Consider the following 15,253-nt stretch of genomic DNA (forward strand, 5'->3'; position numbering starts at 1 on the left):
CGGGCCGGGCGCGCGGACGCGTCAGGCGCACCCGTAGAAGCGGTCGGTCTCCTCGACCGCCGTCCTGAAGCGCTCGTCGAAGTCGTCGCGGGCGAGCGTCCGGATCACGTAGTCCTGGACGCTCATTCCGCGTTTCGCGGAATGCTCCTGGAGCCGCTCGAAGAGAAGGCGTTCCAGTCGCAGGCTCAGCACGGTCGATTCGCTGGATGTCATGTACCCCACCGTCCCCGCCCGCGCGGGGGCGGCGGATCAGTTTTCCCTACGATCTCACTCGTACGTGTGAGGCGAGGTTTACGGCCCTGTTCTCGTAGAGCTACCGCCAGGTGGCGTGCAGCGGTGGGTAAGTACGTGGGGCTGCGGTCGCGCTGGTGGAGGGCGGCGAAGTCGGCGTGCGCGGTCCCGATGGCTTCGGGGTACGTCTGGATCTTCTCGTGCTCGGCGAGGGGCCCGGTAGATGCTGAAGGTTCGTTCATGCGGGGTGCGGGTGCGATGTGACAGGTGCCAGGTCCCGGCGTCGGAGCCGGGGCAGCGGGCGGGATTCATGGTCACCGGGCGGGTTCCCGGCTTCGGTCGGGGCGAGGGACGCGGCGCGGATGGATGAGGACGAGCGTGGTGAGCACTGCGGTGAACGCAAGTACGGCGGAGACCGTGAGGACGGCCCGGGCGCCGTCGGTGACTGCCTGGCTGCCTGTACCGGTGCCGTCGTGAAGGGTGAAGATCGCGCCCAGTGCCGCGGTGCCGACGCCGGCGCCGAGGGAGGCGAGGGTGGAGACAGTCCCGGCGACCATACCGACCCGCTCGGGCTCGGTCACCTGGACCGCCACGGCCATCACGGGAGCGCCTGCGATTCCGCCGCCGGCTCCCCAGGCCAGCAGCGGCACCAGCAGCCCCCACCACGGTGTGCTGGGTGTGATCAGCAGCGCCAGGGCCGTCAAGCCGACGCCCTTGAGCAGGTATCCAGAGCCGATCACCAGGCCGGGTGCCCAGTGGCTGAGCAGCTTGGAGCCGACCATGCCGGTGGCGATCTGCGCGAGGAATATCGGCGTCATCAGCAGCCCCGCCGAGGTCGGGCTCAGGCCCAGGCCGTCCGACAGGTACAGCACCAGGTAGACCGAGCCGCCGATGGTCAGGACGCGGGACAGGAGGACGGCCAGCATCGCGCCGCAGAACGCGGGTCGCGTGAACATCCGTAGCTCCAACGTCGGCACGGGCACGCGGAGCTGAAGGACCAGGAAGGCAGCCAGTGCCAGGCAGGCAGTGAGCAGTGCGACGGTGTCTTGACCCGCCCATGGCCTGTCGCCGGGGCGGAGCATGAGCAGGGTCGCCGTACCGAGGCCGAGCATGAGCAACAGGCTTCCGGGCCAGTCCGGCCGCCTGGCCGGGGAGGGTGCGGGGACGGTGGGCGGCAGCACGCGGGCGGCCAGCGCCCAGGCCACTGCGCCGAGCGGGAGGTTGATCGCGAAGACCGCACGCCATCCGAAGGCGTCGATCAGCACTCCGCCGAGGGTCGGGGCGAGGAGCCCGGCCGCGGTCGCGAACGATCCCCAGGCTCCGATGGCGAGATTGCGCTCCTCGCCGGTGTAGCGGTCCGAGATCAGCGGAATGCCGTTCACCATGATCACTGCGGCTCCGCAGCCCTGGACCACCCGCGCGGCGTTCAGCCACCACAGGTCCTGCGCCAAGGTCGCGGCCAGGGAGGCCAGAGTGAACACGGCGATCCCGGCCAGGAACAGAGATCGCCGCCCCCAGCGGTCCGAGAGGCTTCCGGCCGCCTGGGTCAGTGCCCCCATCGCGACCATGTAGGTCACCACCACCGACTCCGCCGAATCCCCGTCCGCGACGTCGGCGCTGATCAGCGGGAGTCCGATGGCCACGATCGTGAGGTCGGCGACGACCAGCCCCGTGGAGGCCATCACCAGCACGAGGACCCCGCTCAAAGGGGGGAAGCGACGGGACTTCTGAGCTGGCATGCGGAAGCGACCTCCAGGGCGTGCACGGGCGGTGCCGTCAGCCTGCGGGATCTCGACGCTAAAAGTCAACGTGCGTGAAGTTCAATCGCGGGACCGTACGATGGCGCCATGCCTGCCGCTTCCCGCCGCCGCCCCACGACACGCAAGGGCCGACCTGTCCTCACCCGGGAGGCCATCGCCGAGAAGGCGCTGCAGATGGCTGGTACGCGGGGGTTCTCTTCCGTCACCATGCGCGCCCTGGCCGCTGAACTCGGTGTGACCGTGCGGGCTCTGTACAACTACGTCGAGGACCGCCAGGACGTCGTCGATCTCGCCTTGGGGCTCATGCTCGACTCCTGGGACCCTCCTCCCCTGCACCCCGAGGCCTGGGAGGAATCCGTTGCCAGTTATGCGCGGTCCCTGCGCGAGCTGTACCGGCGCTGGCCGCGCGCCCTGCTGGTCTCCCTCGACGAGGACGCGCCCCCCATTTCCGTGCACCCCAACCGACTGATCCACCTCGACCGCTTCCTCCAACTCCTGCACGGCATCGGCATCGGCTTCCCGGCCGCCCTGGAGGCACACCGCCACCTCTCCCTGCTCATGCTCTCTTTCGCGCTCGTGGTCGACCGCCCCGCCGCGCACGCCACGACGGACCGCAGCACGCTCATCCCCGACACCTGGCTGGCGGCCCACGCCGATCTCGACATCCCTGCCCTGCGCAAGGCCGCCGCGCTGCCCGCCCCCAGCGTGGACATCCAGTTCGACCAGCTCGTCTCCGCCGTCATCGCACAGATCCGCAACCATCTCGATGCCGCAGCATAAGGACCCACCAGCCCCGATGCCGGGGAATCTGGCAGCCCGGCCGCACCCCGTAGTTCGAACCGGCGAACAGGGCCTTTACGTGCGGTCGCGTCCGGTTCACGCGGGGTCCATGTGAGGAAGGCCTCCCGGTAATCCCGTGGTTCTTAGCGCAAGTAATGAGTTACGCTAATGACATGCCGGAACTGTCCCAGGCCGACGACGCCGCCGTGAACTCGCTCCGCTCCGCCGTGATGCGCCTCTCCAGGCGCCTGCGCCATCAGCGGGTCGACGAGTCGCTGAGCCCCACCGAGATGTCGGTGCTCGGCACGCTCGCCCGCTGCGGCTCGGCCACGCCGAGCGAGCTGGCCCGCAAGGAGCACGTGCAGCCGCCCTCGATGACCCGCATCGTGTCGATGCTGGAGACGAAGGGGCTCGTGCGGCTGGAGGCGCATCCGGAGGACCGCCGCCAGAAGGTGGTCACCCAGACCGAGCGGGCCGAGTCCATGCTCGCCGCCAGCCGCAGCAAGCGCAGCGTCTGGCTGGCCGAGCTGGCGGGCCAGCTCGACGACGACGAGTGGGCGAAGCTGCGCGACGCGGCGCCCGTACTGGAGAAGCTCGCGCACCTGTAGGGCGCAGACCGGTACACGACAGATCAGGGCTCGACAGCCCAGCGAAGAGAAGCGAAGAGAAGAAGAGAAGAGGCGAAGCCCCTTTGCGTCCGGGCCACGGAGAAGACTCCGCACCCGCACCCGACACCCCTCCGACCCCGCCGACCACCCCCGAGAAGCCCGCCCGCGAGAAGACCTCGATGTTCAGCTCGCTGAAGATCCGCAACTACCGGCTCTTCGCGATCGGCCAGGCCGTCTCCAACACCGGCACCTGGATGCAGCGCATCGCCCAGGACTGGCTGGTGCTCAGCCTCACCGGCTCGGCCACCGCCGTGGGTGTGACCACCGCGCTCCAGTTCCTCCCGATGCTGCTGTTCGGCCTGTGGGGCGGCGTCATCGCCGACCGCTGCGCCAAGCGGAAGGTCCTCTTCGTCACCCAGTCCGTGATGGGCCTCACCGGCCTCGTGCTGGCGGCGCTGACGCTGAGCGGCCAGGTGCACGTGAGCCATGTCTACGTGCTCGCCTTCGTGCTCGGTCTGGCGACCGTCGTCGACAACCCGACCCGGCAGACCTTCGTCGCCGAGATCGTCGGCCCGGACCAGCTGCGCAACGCCGTCTCGCTCAACTCCGCCAACTTCCAGGGCGCCCGGCTGGTCGGCCCCGCCGTCGCCGGTGTGCTGATCACCGCCGTCGGCAGCGGCTGGGCCTTCCTGCTCAACGGCCTCTCCTTCCTCGCCCCGCTGATCGGCCTGCTGATGATGCGCACCAGCGAGCTGCAGCAGAGCGAACGGGTGCCGCGTACGAAGGGGCAGCTGCGGGAGGGGCTGAGCTACGTGCGGGCGCGTCCCGAGCTGCTCTGGCCGATCGTCCTCGTCGGTTTCGTCGGCACCTTCGGCTACAACTTCCCCATCTGGCTCACCGCCTTCACCGACCAGGTCTTCGAGGAGGGCGCCGGGACGTACGGGTTGCTCAACACGCTGATGGCCGTCGGCTCCATGAGCGGCGCCCTGCTGGCCGCCCGCCGCTCCTCCTCCCGGATGCGGCTGATGGTCGGCGCCGCGCTGCTCTTCGGAGTGCTGATGGCGGCGGCGGCGGTCACCCCCGTCTTCTGGCTCTTCGCGGCCCTGATGGTGCCCATCGGGGTCATGGGGCTCACCTTCAACGTCACGGCGAACGTGAGCGTGCAGCTCGCCGCCGACCCGGCCATGCGCGGCCGGGTCATGAGCCTCTACATGATGGTGTTCGTCGGCGGCACACCCATCGGCGGTCCCCTCATGGGCTGGGTCACGGACACCTACGGTGCGCGGATCGGGCTGCTCTCGGGCGGCGTGATCTCCGTGCTGGTGGCGCTCGGCATCGGCCTGGTGCTCGCCCGGGTCAGCGGCGTACGGCTGCGCCACGGGCTGCGTGCGGGGCTGCGCTCCGGGCTCCGTACCGGGCCGCGGCTCACGGACGGAGCCGAGGCCGGTGACCGTACGGGCGCGCCGCCCGCGCCGCGGCTGCCCGCGCCCCGGGCCGCCGCGCGCGACCGGGCGGCAGCGGCAGCGCCGGCACCGGTCCCCGCCGCCGCGTCCGCCCCGCGGGGCGGCGGGAGAGACTGAGCGGATGAGACTCTTCGCCGCCGTGCTCCCGCCCCGCGCGGCCGTCGACGAACTGGCCCGTGCCGTCGAGGGCCTTCGGGCACTGCCCGGTGCGGACGGGCTGCGCTGGACCTCGCGCGCGGGCTGGCACCTCACCCTCGCCTTCTACGGCGAGGTGCCCGAGGTGCTGCTGCCCGAGCTGTACGAGCGCCTCGCCCGTGCCGCGCTGCGCGGGGAGCCGCTCGGGCTGCGGCTGGCCGGTGCGGGGCGGTTCGGCGACCGGGCGCTGTGGGCCGGTACGGAGGGCGTCAGCCCGCCGGGCGGCTCGCTGGAACGGCTCGCCGGTGCCGCCTCGGCGGCGGGGCGTCGCAGCGGGATCGACGTCGAGGAGGGCCGCCGCTTCCGCGCCCACCTGACCCTGGCGCGCGCCTCGCGCGGCCACCTGCCGCCCGGCGGGCTGGCGCCGTACGCCGCCGCGCTGGGCGGCTTCCTGGGTGAGCCGTGGACGGCAGGTGAGCTGGTGCTCGTCCGCAGCCTGCTGCCGGTGAGCGGTGTGCCGGGCGAGCAGCCCCGCTACGAGACGCTGTCGGCCTGGCCGCTGGGGCGCGCGGACTGATCCCCGGCCGGGCCGCCGGGGCCGGTGGGGAGCCCGGGGCCGGTGGCCGCAGGCGCGCCGTCGCGTGTGCTGTCGCCGTGCTGGGCCCGCATCCGCGCGAAGACGCGCTCGCCCCGGTCCGGTGCCAGGTCCAGCCCGACCAGTACGGCGGGCACGGCGACGCTCGGCAGCACGTGACGCAGCAGCACGGACACCCGCTGCCCCAGGTCCCGCCGCTCGCACAGGACCTGCGACATCACCTGGAGCCCGGCGAAGGAGCCGGTGATCAGCTCGGCCGTCTCCGTCAGATCGACGTGCGGCAGCAGCTCGCCCTGCTCCCGCGCCGCGCGCAGCACCCGTACGTGCTGCTCCGTCCAGGTGCGGAAGGGCAGGCTTCCGTCGATGCCGTGGGTGCCCTGGTCCAGCGCGAGGGCGATCCCGGCGCGCACCAGCGGGTCGTGGCGCAGCCGGTGGGCGAGCACCATGCCCTGGTCGACCAGCTCCTGGAGCCTGGTGTCCGGGCGGGGCAGGGGCTCGGCCGCCAGCTGGATGTCGAGCACGCCGAGCGCCAGCTCCTCCTTCGAGGCGAAGTGGAAGTACAGCGCGCCCTTGGTGACCCCCGCGCGGTTGAGGATCTCGCCGATGGTGGCCGACTTGTAGCCGCGCTCGTCGAAGACGGACGCCGCGGCCTCCAGGATCGACCGGCGGGTCCGGACGGCGCGATCTTGCTGGGCCATCGGCGCAGCCTCTCCTTGTGTCCCGTGCACGTGGTGGACTCATCACGGTCGGTAGGGGAAAGAAAACCGCTTCGTACGTATCTTATGCCGGTCGACTGCGGCCGGGTGGCGGAAACGGGGGCACTGCCCCGGGGTTGCCGCCGAGGTAGTTCATCGTTCTCCTACTCTGCGTGGCTGGGGTTCATCCGTACGCGGGAACGGAAGAAAACCAACTGGCCCGTATTTTTCCACGGGAGTCCGCCGCGCCGCTCACCGCACGAGTGGCCCGGCGGGGCCGTCCCCTCGCGCCGGGGCGGCCGTGTCGCCGCTGGTCCCGGTCGTGTCCGGCCGGGCGGGGCCGGTGCGGGAGGGGAGGGCGGCGGCGGCCCTGCCTGTGCCGGGCGTCCCCCTCGCCCGATCCCGCGGGCCGGGATCACCGGAGTGCGCGGGCGCGGCCGGTCTGCTGGCCGGGATCGTGTTCCGGCCGCCGGGCGAGGGCCGCCGGGCGACGGCCACAGCCCCGGTTGCGGGGTACGGGCAGTGCCCGCGAGGCGTCCCGGTACGGTGGAGGCGTGAATACCAAGACCAGGATGCGGATCGTGAGCGGCGCGCTCGTGCTGCTGTTCGTCGTCGTGGCGGTGGCCGCCGCCTTCGGCGGCTGACCCCACCGGGGCGGCGGGTGCGGACCGGCGCCTGCCGGTCCGCACCGCCGCGCTCACCAGGCGAAGGCCTCCGGTGACGGGCCCGGCCCGGGGAAGATCTCGTCCAGCCCGGCGAGCAGCTCCCCGCTCAGCTCCAGCTCCACCGCGCGCAGCGCCGAGGCCCACTGCCCGTCCGTACGCGGCCCCACGATCGGCCCGGTGACACCGGGCCGGGTCAGCAGCCAGGCGAGCGCGACCTCGCCCGGCTCCAGCCCGTGCTGTTCGACCAGGTCCTCGTACGCCTGGACGCGCGCCCGCTCCACCGGGTCGGCGAGCACGTCCGCCGCCCGCCCGGACGCCGTACGGCCCGCGCCGCCCTCCCGCTCCTTGCGGAGCGCGCCGCCGAGCAGCCCGCCGTGCAGCGGGGACCAGGGGATGACGCCGAGGCCGTACCCCTGCGCGGCCGGGATCACCTCCATCTCGGCCCGCCGCTCCGCCAGGTTGTACAGGCACTGCTCGCTGACCAGCCCCAGCGAGCCGCGCCGCGCAGCCGCCTCGTTGGCCTGCGCGAGGTGCCAGCCCGCGTGGTTGGAGGAACCGGCGTAGAGGATCTTGCCCTGCTGGACGAGGACGTCGATCGCCTGCCAGATCTCCTCCCACGGGGTCAGCCGGTCGACGTGGTGGAACTGGTAGAGGTCGATGTAGTCGGTCCGGAGCCGCTTGAGGCTGGCGTCGACGGCACGGCGGATGTTGAGCGCCGACAGTTTGTGGTGGTTGGGCCACGGCTCGCCGTCGCCGGCCATGTTGGCGTAGACCTTGGTGGCCAGGACGGTGCGGTCCCGGCGGTCGCCGCCCTGGGCGAACCAGCTGCCGATGATCTCCTCGGTGCGGCCCTTGTTCGCGCCCCAGCCGTAGGCGTTGGCGGTGTCGAAGAAGTTGACGCCCGCGCCGAGGGCGGCGTCCATGATCGCGTGGCTGTCGGCCTCGCCGGTCTGCGGGCCGAAGTTCATGGTGCCGAGGACGAGGCGGCTGACGGAGAGGCCCGTGCGTCCGAGCTGCGTGTACTTCATGGCACACCAGCCAACGCCCTGGAGTGGACTCCAGGCAAGGACCTCCGGCAGGAAGCCGCCCCGCCCGGCCCCGGTACCGGCCCCGGAGGGCTCAGGACGGGGACTTCTGTGCCGACGTCACCTGGCAGGAGTAGCGGAGCCCCTCGTTGGTGCTGTGCGAGGTGTTCACCGTGGCCGTACGGTCGCCCCCGGCGGTGACCGTCACCGTCTGGGAACGGGTGGCGATGGTCCGCGTCGCCACCGAGGACGTCGGTGTCGTACCGACCTTGAACTCCACCGTGAACGTGTACCGGTAGGCGAAGTCCTGCGAGGAGTTCTGGATGTCGACGTCGTAGCTCATCTGGCTGGTGGAGCGTTCGTAGCGGCAGTTCTCGCCGATGACCTCGCTCAGCGCGCTCTGGTTGTACGACGGCTGCGGCGACGGGGGCTGCGCCGACGGAGCGCTGTCGGGGCCACCGGAGGAGTCGGGGACGTCGGGTATGCCGGTGGGCGGGGCCGTGGGGTAGGCCGAGAGCGAGGGGTTGGGTGGAATGGTCGGTGCGTCCGGGACTTTCCCGAGGCCACCGAAGGCCTTGTCCTCCGGGTTGTCGGCGCAACTGGAGAGCGTGGCGGCGACGGTGAGAGCGAGCGTGGCGGCGCCGACGGCGCGACGAATGCGCATATGACTGGAATCCCCCGAGATACTGATGGTGCGACAGCTCATACAAGCTCCGGCAGCGGAGCGTTAGGCACACTAGTCGCATCGCCGCTCGGGAAACCATCGGTACCTGTGGCCTCTTCCTCCTCCGTAGCACGCCTGTTGCGCTCCTGTACCGCGCCTGTTCTGCGCCTGTTCCGCGTACGGGGCCGTCCCGGAAGCGTTGCGATCTCGGGACGTGCGGTGTCGGAGCCCCTTGGTACTTTGGCGGCTCACCGCACACCTGTGCCGGACACACACGTTCAACTTCGGGGGACACATGAGCCAGCCCTGGCAGCCGCAGCCGCCCAACCCCTACGGTCAGCCCGGGCAGCCGCCCGCCACGCCGCAGCCCGGATACGGCTACCCGCCCCAGCAGCCGGGCGCGGGGTACGGCTACCCGCCCCAGCAGCCGATGCCGCCCGGCATGCCCTACCCGGGCTTCCCGCTCCCGCCGCCCGGTGGCGGCGGGAAGCCGGGCAAGGCGTTCTTCCTGGGGCTGCTCGTCTCGGTGCTCCTCTCGGCGGCGTACGCGATCATGCTCGTGGCCAGCTACGAGGATCTGTCCCGGGTGGGGTTGCAGATCAGTTACGTGGTCCTCGCGCTGCTGCTCGCGGCGGGCGTGGGCGCGGTGGCGGGCAACGCCGCGGGCGGGCAGCGGGCCGGCGCGCACGTCTTCGCCGGGGTCCTGGCCGCGCTGGGCGCGTTCTTCAGCGTGACCAACGGCTACGTGGCCGTCCTGCTCGACGCCGGCGGCACCGACCTCCTCGAGGCCATGCTGGAGAACGAGCCCATGAACCCGTCGGAGTTCTGGTGGAAGCGCCTCAACGGCGGCGTCGCCCTCCTCGGCATCGCCCTCGCGGGCGGCGGCGCGCTCGGCATGGCCCGCCTGGTGGGCAAGCGGCGTCCGTACTGACGCCGGGCCGGGGGCAGGCCCGGGCCGGTCAGGCCAGGGCCGCCCGAGTCCGGCCCCGGGCCGGCGCCCAGGGCTGCCGCTGCCACTCCTGGCGCACCGGCTCGTACGGGGCGCCGACCGCCCACGCCCGGTGCAGCGCGTCCGCGAAGGCGCCCGCGATCAGGTGCTCGCCGCTGGCGGAGGGGTGCGTGCCGTCGTAGGTGTCGCGGTCCAGGGTCCAGTCCGGCGGCGCGGCGGCCAGCAGGAGGGGTGACTCCGGGGTCGTCAGCTCGGCGGCGGTCCGCGCCAGCAGTGCGTTGAAGCGCGCGCACTCCGCCGCGAAGGCGGGGTCGGTCAGGGCCCGTACGTTGGGGATGACGGGCAGCAGCACGGCCCGCACCCGCGGGTTCGCGGCGCGCGCCTCGGCCAGGAAGAGCCGGGCGTTCGCGGCGGTCTGGTCCGCGTCCGTGTAGAAGCCGAGGTCGATGAGGCCGAGGGAGACCAGCAGGGTGTCGGCCTTCCCGCGCCGTACGGCGTCGCCGATCTGCGGGGCGAGGTGGACCCAGCCCTCGCCCCAGCCCGCCAGATGGCGGCGGGCGCGCTCGGGGAAGGCGGGGTCGCCGTAGTCGAGGGAGTCCTCGTGCAGGGCGCTGCGCGGGCCGACGATGCGGTACGGGCCGCCGTGGTGGGCGTTCAGGTGCTGCCACATCCGGTAACGCCAGGTCGTGTCGCCCGCGCTGCCCACAGTCATCGAGTCGCCGACGAACAGAATCCGCATCCGCCCATCCTTCCGGATGCGCCGGGCGGCGGCGACGTGACCCCGGTCACCCGGGAGGCCGCCCGCCGGTCGCCGCGCCGGTCGCCGCGCGCGGCACCGTACCCGTCGCTGTGCCGGTCACCGGCGGGTCGCGTGCCCGGAGATGGCAGGCTTGGCGGCATGCGCCCCTTCAGCACCCGGCCGTACGCGTACGGCGGTCCCGCCGCGACGGCGAACTCCGTTCCGGCGAGCCCCTGTTCACCGCACCTGCGGCGGCCCCGGCTGCTTCGGCCGCCCCGGCCCCGGCCGCTGCGCCGTGCCGCGCTGCTGGCCGGTGCCGCGCTGCTCGCCGCCGCCGCGCCCGGACCGGCCGCCGCCGCCTCGGAGGGCCCGGACGAGTTCGTGCTCAAGGACCCGCGGATCACCGAGTCCAGCGGCCTGGCCGCCAGCCGCGCGCACCCCGGGATCTACTGGACGCACAACGACTCCGCCGCCTGCGCCGACGGCGCCTCCTGCGCGCAGAAGCCGGACGTCTACGCGGTCGACGGCAGCACCGGAAAGACCGTCGCCACCGTCACCCTCCAGGGTGTGGAGCCCCGCGACGTGGAGGGGATCTCCGTCGGTCCCGACGGCGAGATCTACCTCGGTGACATCGGGGACAACCTGGGCGGCACCTGGAGCGAGGTGTGGCTCTACCGCTTCCCCGAGCCCGCCGAGCTGCGCGACACCACGGTCACCCCCACCCGCTTCACCGTCCGCTACGCCGACGGGCCGCGCGACGCGGAGTCGCTGATGGTGCACCCCAAGACGGGCCGGGTCTACATAGCCAGCAAGAACGACGAGAAGAAGGGCGGCGTCTACGCGGGGCCCGAGAAGCTGTCCGCCTCGGGCGTGAACACCTTCACGCGGGTGGGCCGTACCGACATGTGGGCCACCGACGGCGCGTTCTCCCCGGACGGCACCCGGCTGCTCCTGCGCAGCTACTTCGGCGCCGAGATGTACCGCTGGACCGCCGAGGGGCGGCCCGAGCCGCTCGATACGGTCCGCGTCCCGATGCAGCGGCAGGGCGAGTCGGTGGCCTTCACCGCGGACGGCCGCACGCTGATGTTCGGCACCGAGGGTGAGGGCAGCGACGTGCAGCCGGTAGAGCTGGAGGGCGAGCTGCTGCCGGAGGACGTGGCGAAGGAGAAGGCCGCCGAGGAGAAGAAGCAGGACGGCGGCGGGGACGACGGCGGCAACACCCCGGAGGAGAATCGCCATCTGCTCATGGGGCTGGGGACCTTCGTGCTGGCGCTCGGCGTCTGGATGGCCCTGCGCCGGGTCTTCCGCCGCCGCGGGTGAGGATGGCGGCGGTGGCGTCCGCCGCTTCGTCACCCGGGGGAGCCGGTGCTGGAGCCGGTGTCCGCGGGCGCCGCGCCGGGCTCCGTACGGGGGACGTCACCGCGCCTCGCGGCCGCCTCGACGAACGCCGTGAGACCGTCGAGAAGCCGTACGAGGCCGAACTCGAAGAGATCCTCGCCGCCCAGGGCGAAGGCGTCGTCGGAGAGCCCGGCCAGCGCCTCGTAGGCGCCGCTGTCCATCGCCCGGGAGAGCATCGGCTCCTGCGCGGCCCAGAACTCCTGGTCGCTGATGCCGGTGCGCTTGGCCGCCTCCAGGCCGTTGATGTGCGTACGCGCGCAGCCGGTGACGTAGCCGTCGATGGCGACGATGATGCTGATCCGCTCCCGGTCGGTCAGCCCGAGGCCGTCCAGGGCGGCCAGCGCGAAGTTGAAGCCGCCGATGGCGTTGGGGCCGAGCAGGGGCCGGGCGATGTTGACCTGGAGCAGCCAGCGGTGCTCCAGGTTGATCTCCCAGGTGCCGCGGGCGACGGACTCCATGACGGTGCGCCAGTCCTTGCCGCGACAGGTCTCCAGGTCGGAGGCGGGGCCGTAGACGTGGTCGAGCATCAGCTCGAGCAGTTCGGCCTTGCCCGGTACGTACCGGTAGAGCGACATCGTGCCGACGCCGAGGTCGGTGGCGACCCGGCGCATGGACAGGGCCTCGATGCCGTCGGTGTCGGCCGCCTTGACCGCCGCCCGCACGATCTCCTGGAGGTCCAGGCCGCGCTTGGGGCCGCGGGTGGGCGCCTCCTTCAGGCCCCAGAGCAGCTCAAGGCTCCGCTGAAGGTCGCCACTGCCGCTCTGTTCCGTCGTCATCCTGACCGCCATCCTAAACGGCTTGCGCCGCGCTGCGTAGGGTGTACGCTGTTTCTCCTGAGTACAGCGTACCCAGTTTCCCGCCGATCGATCCCGCCACCCGCCGATGCGGCGCGACCCGGCACGACGAAGCACGATGAAGGGGGAGTCCCGTGACCTCAGGAAAGTCCGACTACTCGGTCCTCGCCGAAGGGCTGCGGAAGTCCTACGGCGACAAACGCGCCCTGGACGGCCTGGACCTCGCCGTCCCGCGCGGCACCGTCTACGGCCTGCTCGGTCCCAACGGCGCGGGCAAGACCACCGCCGTCCGCATCCTCAGCACCCTCATCCGGCTGGACGGCGGACGCGCCCTCGTCGGCGGCGTCGACGTGCGCCGCGAGCCCGGCAGGGTGCGCCGGCGGATCGGCCTGACGGGGCAGAACGCCGCCGTTGACGAGATCATCACGGCCCGGCAGAACCTGGAGATGTTCGGCAGGCTCTTCCACCTCGGCCCGGCCCGCGCGCGGCAGCGGGCAGCCGACCTGCTGACGCAGTTCAGCCTGGACGAGGCCGCCGACAAGCAGCCCAAGGGCTTCAGCGGCGGCATGCGGCGGCGGCTGGACCTGGCCGCCAGCATGATCCTCGCGCCCGAGGTGCTGTTCCTGGACGAGCCGACCACCGGCCTCGACCCGCGCGGTCGCAGCGAGGTGTGGGACGCCGTACGGGCGCTCGCCGCGGAGGGGACCACCGTCGTGCTCACGACGCACTACCTGGACGAGGCCGACAAGCTCTCCGACCGGATCGCCGTCATCGACCGCGGCACCAACGTCACCGAGGACACCCCCGCCGGCCTCAAGCGGGCGATCGGCGGGGACCGTATCGAGGTGGTGGCGGCCGAGGCCGCCGACCTTCCCGAGGTGGTGCGGACCGTCGCGCGGGTCGCGGCGGGCGGCGTCGAGCCGGAGACGGACACCGAGGAGCGGCGGGTGCAGGCCCCCGTACGCGACCGGGTCGCGGCGCTGACCGAGGTCGCCCGCACCCTCCAGGACGCGGGCGTCACGGTCGAGGACATCGGGCTTCGGCGCCCGACCCTGGACGAGGTGTTCCTGACCCTGACCGGCCGCCCGGCCGGTGAGCGGGACCAGGACGGTGACGGCGGCGGTGACGGCCGGCCCCAGCAGGGCCGGCGGACGACGGCGAAGGACGAGACGAAGGAGGGCGCGGCGGCATGAGCGGCGCGACCGAGAAGACCAGGGCGAGCGGGACGCGTCACACGGCGTCCGCACCCGCACCCGCACCCGTGATCGACCTCGACGGCCCCGAGCGCCGTCTCTACTGGGCCGTCGCCGACTGCTGGACGATCGTCCGCCGCGACCTCACCCACCTCGTCAAGCAGCCCTCGCTGATCGCCTGGCAGCTGGGCTTCCCGATCGTCTCCGTGCTGCTGTTCGTGTTCGTCTTCGGCAGCGCGATGGACGTCGGGGAGGGCGTGGACTACAAGGCGTTCGCGATGCCCGGCATGTTCGCCATGACCATGGCCTTCGGCTTCATGAACACCGCCATGGCCGTCGTCATCGACAAGGAGCGCGGGGTCACCGACCGGTTCCGCTCCATGCCCATGTCCCCCTCGGCGGTGGTGACCGGGCGCGGCGTCTCGGACGTGCTGCACGCCGCGCTCGACCTGATCGTCCTCGCGCTCATCGCCCTCGTCGTGGGCTGGCGCTCGGACGGCGGCCTGCTCGCCACGCTCTACGCCTTCGTACTGCTGCTCCTGCTGCGCTTCTCGCTGATCTGGATCGGCGTCCTGCTGGGCCTGATGACCCCGAACCAGGAGGCGGCGGGCAACCTCTTCGCCGTCGCGTTCCCGTTCGGGATGATCTCCAGCGTCTTCACCCCGCCGTCCGCCATGCCGGACTGGCTGGGCACCATCGCCATGTGGAACCCGGTCTCCTCCACCGCCAACGCCGTCCGCGAGCTGTACGGCAACCCGCTGCCCAGCGGCGGCAGCTGGATCGAGGAGAACGCGCTGCTGATGGCCGTCGTCTGGCCCGTGGTGATCACGGCGGTGTTCGTGCCGCTGGCCGTCCGCAAGTTCCAGAGCCTCAGCCGCTGACCCCGCTCCTGCCCCCGCCGCATGCGGGGGCAGGGGAGTCGCGCGGCAGTGGCGCTGTATGACAGCACGCATTACGATGGCTGTATGACACCTAGGACGATCAGTTTCCGTCCCGACCAGGACACCCGGCGCGAGCTGGCGGAACTGGCCGCGATACGCCATGTCAGCGCCTCGGACGCCATACGGCAGGCGATTCACGAGGTCTACGTGGCCGAGCAGTACCGGCGGGCCGCCGCCGAGGTCGCCGAGTGGCGTCAGGACCCCGGGTACCAGGCCGAGGTCGCCGCGGTGCGGGAAGATCTGAGCGAGCTTCGTGCGTGGTGATCTCTACCGGCTCCGCTCGAACAAGAGCGCGTCGGGTCACGAACAGCGCGGCGCGCGCTACGCCGTCGTCCTGCAAAGCGACGCGCTGAACACCTCCACCCTTGTCGTGGCCCCGACTTCGGCCAGCGCCCGTCCAGGGCTGATCCACCCCCGGATCGACCTGGCCGGCACCACCTGTGTCGTGCTGGTCGAACAGATGACGGCGGTTGATCCGGAGCGCCTCGGGGACTTCGCGGGCCGGGTCGACGCCGATGAATGGGCCGACATCGAGCACGCGGTGAAGCTGGTGCTCGGCCTGCTGTGAGCCGCCGCCCGCCGCGCGCTGCGCCGTACGGGGGCCGGCCCGTACCCCCG

At 72.2% G+C, this 15,253-nt stretch carries 17 protein-coding genes; 10 read left to right on the forward strand and 7 right to left on the reverse strand.

Going from position 1 to position 15,253, the window contains the following annotated elements; genetic code table 11:
* Nucleotides 1–21 precede the first annotated feature (21 nt).
* Both H299_RS0125770 and H299_RS0125775 read right to left on the reverse strand, forming a co-directional pair.
* The gene (locus tag H299_RS0125770; RefSeq protein ID WP_037760848.1) at nt 22–213 is read right to left on the reverse strand and encodes a hypothetical protein; all 192 of its coding nucleotides are present in this window, start codon (nt 211–213) and stop codon (nt 22–24) included.
* A gap of 332 nt (nt 214–545) precedes the next feature.
* Nucleotides 546–1,970, reverse strand: a complete 1,425-nt coding sequence (locus tag H299_RS0125775; RefSeq protein WP_027750766.1) for an MFS transporter — start codon at nt 1,968–1,970, stop codon at nt 546–548.
* Between the two features lie 108 nt (nt 1,971–2,078).
* Between H299_RS0125775 and H299_RS0125780 the strand changes: the two genes are divergently transcribed.
* The 4 genes from H299_RS0125780 (at nt 2,079) to thpR (ending at nt 5,554) form a co-directional block, all read left to right on the forward strand.
* The gene (locus tag H299_RS0125780; protein WP_027750767.1) at nt 2,079–2,771 is read left to right on the forward strand and encodes a TetR/AcrR family transcriptional regulator; all 693 of its coding nucleotides are present in this window, start codon (nt 2,079–2,081) and stop codon (nt 2,769–2,771) included.
* A 173-nt stretch (nt 2,772–2,944) separates the two neighbouring features.
* Nucleotides 2,945–3,379 (forward strand): MarR family transcriptional regulator, encoded by a 435-nt coding sequence (locus H299_RS0125785; RefSeq protein ID WP_027750768.1) that lies wholly within the window; start codon nt 2,945–2,947, stop codon nt 3,377–3,379.
* An 83-nt stretch (nt 3,380–3,462) separates the two neighbouring features.
* The gene (locus H299_RS36280; RefSeq protein ID WP_106965862.1) at nt 3,463–4,959 is read left to right on the forward strand and encodes an MFS transporter; all 1,497 of its coding nucleotides are present in this window, start codon (nt 3,463–3,465) and stop codon (nt 4,957–4,959) included.
* 4 nt (nt 4,960–4,963) lie between these two features.
* A complete protein-coding gene (gene thpR, locus H299_RS0125795) occupies nt 4,964–5,554 on the forward strand; it encodes an RNA 2',3'-cyclic phosphodiesterase (RefSeq protein WP_027750769.1) in 591 nt (196 codons plus the stop codon).
* Here thpR and H299_RS0125800 read toward each other — a convergent pair.
* From H299_RS0125800 to H299_RS0125815, 3 genes are all read right to left on the reverse strand, one after another.
* Nucleotides 5,512–6,270: a ScbR family autoregulator-binding transcription factor gene (locus tag H299_RS0125800; protein WP_027750770.1), complete on the reverse strand. Its 759-nt coding sequence runs from the start codon at nt 6,268–6,270 to the stop codon at nt 5,512–5,514. The two genes, thpR and H299_RS0125800, sit on opposite strands and share 43 nt — an antisense overlap.
* Nucleotides 6,271–6,964: 694 nt before the next feature.
* Nucleotides 6,965–7,960, reverse strand: a complete 996-nt coding sequence (locus H299_RS0125810) for an aldo/keto reductase (protein WP_027750771.1) — start codon at nt 7,958–7,960, stop codon at nt 6,965–6,967.
* Between the two features lie 91 nt (nt 7,961–8,051).
* Nucleotides 8,052–8,621: a hypothetical protein gene (locus H299_RS0125815; protein ID WP_027750772.1), complete on the reverse strand. Its 570-nt coding sequence runs from the start codon at nt 8,619–8,621 to the stop codon at nt 8,052–8,054.
* A gap of 295 nt (nt 8,622–8,916) precedes the next feature.
* On the opposite strand from H299_RS0125815, the gene H299_RS0125820 reads away from it, so the two are divergent.
* The gene (locus H299_RS0125820; RefSeq protein ID WP_027750773.1) at nt 8,917–9,552 is read left to right on the forward strand and encodes a hypothetical protein; all 636 of its coding nucleotides are present in this window, start codon (nt 8,917–8,919) and stop codon (nt 9,550–9,552) included.
* A 28-nt stretch (nt 9,553–9,580) separates the two neighbouring features.
* Here H299_RS0125820 and H299_RS36285 read toward each other — a convergent pair whose 3' ends face one another.
* Nucleotides 9,581–10,309 (reverse strand): GDSL-type esterase/lipase family protein, encoded by a 729-nt coding sequence (locus H299_RS36285; RefSeq protein ID WP_051262838.1) that lies wholly within the window; start codon nt 10,307–10,309, stop codon nt 9,581–9,583.
* A 159-nt stretch (nt 10,310–10,468) separates the two neighbouring features.
* On the opposite strand from H299_RS36285, the gene H299_RS0125830 reads away from it, so the two are divergent.
* Entirely contained in the window at nt 10,469–11,629 is a 1,161-nt protein-coding gene (locus tag H299_RS0125830; RefSeq protein ID WP_486587419.1) for a hypothetical protein, read from the forward strand.
* A gap of 29 nt (nt 11,630–11,658) precedes the next feature.
* Here H299_RS0125830 and H299_RS0125835 read toward each other — a convergent pair whose 3' ends face one another.
* Complete coding sequence (locus H299_RS0125835) at nt 11,659–12,483, reverse strand: TetR/AcrR family transcriptional regulator (protein ID WP_027750775.1); 825 nt, start codon at nt 12,481–12,483, stop codon at nt 11,659–11,661.
* 152 nt (nt 12,484–12,635) lie between these two features.
* Here H299_RS0125835 and H299_RS0125840 point away from each other — a divergent pair, with 152 nt between their 5' ends.
* From H299_RS0125840 to H299_RS0125855, 4 genes are all read left to right on the forward strand, one after another.
* Nucleotides 12,636–13,694: a daunorubicin resistance protein DrrA family ABC transporter ATP-binding protein gene (locus tag H299_RS0125840; protein ID WP_027750776.1), complete on the forward strand. Its 1,059-nt coding sequence runs from the start codon at nt 12,636–12,638 to the stop codon at nt 13,692–13,694.
* Nucleotides 13,691–14,575 (forward strand): ABC transporter permease, encoded by an 885-nt coding sequence (locus tag H299_RS0125845; protein ID WP_078513044.1) that lies wholly within the window; start codon nt 13,691–13,693, stop codon nt 14,573–14,575. The genes H299_RS0125840 and H299_RS0125845 overlap by 4 nt, the downstream gene beginning before the upstream one ends.
* 84 nt (nt 14,576–14,659) lie before the next feature.
* The gene (locus H299_RS36290; RefSeq protein ID WP_037760856.1) at nt 14,660–14,899 is read left to right on the forward strand and encodes a ribbon-helix-helix protein, CopG family; all 240 of its coding nucleotides are present in this window, start codon (nt 14,660–14,662) and stop codon (nt 14,897–14,899) included.
* Nucleotides 14,889–15,203 (forward strand): type II toxin-antitoxin system PemK/MazF family toxin, encoded by a 315-nt coding sequence (locus H299_RS0125855; RefSeq protein WP_027750778.1) that lies wholly within the window; start codon nt 14,889–14,891, stop codon nt 15,201–15,203. Before H299_RS36290 ends, H299_RS0125855 begins: the two co-directional genes overlap by 11 nt.
* Nucleotides 15,204–15,253: the final 50 nt, after the last annotated feature.

This window comes from Streptomyces sp. CNH287 (assembly GCF_000424825.1).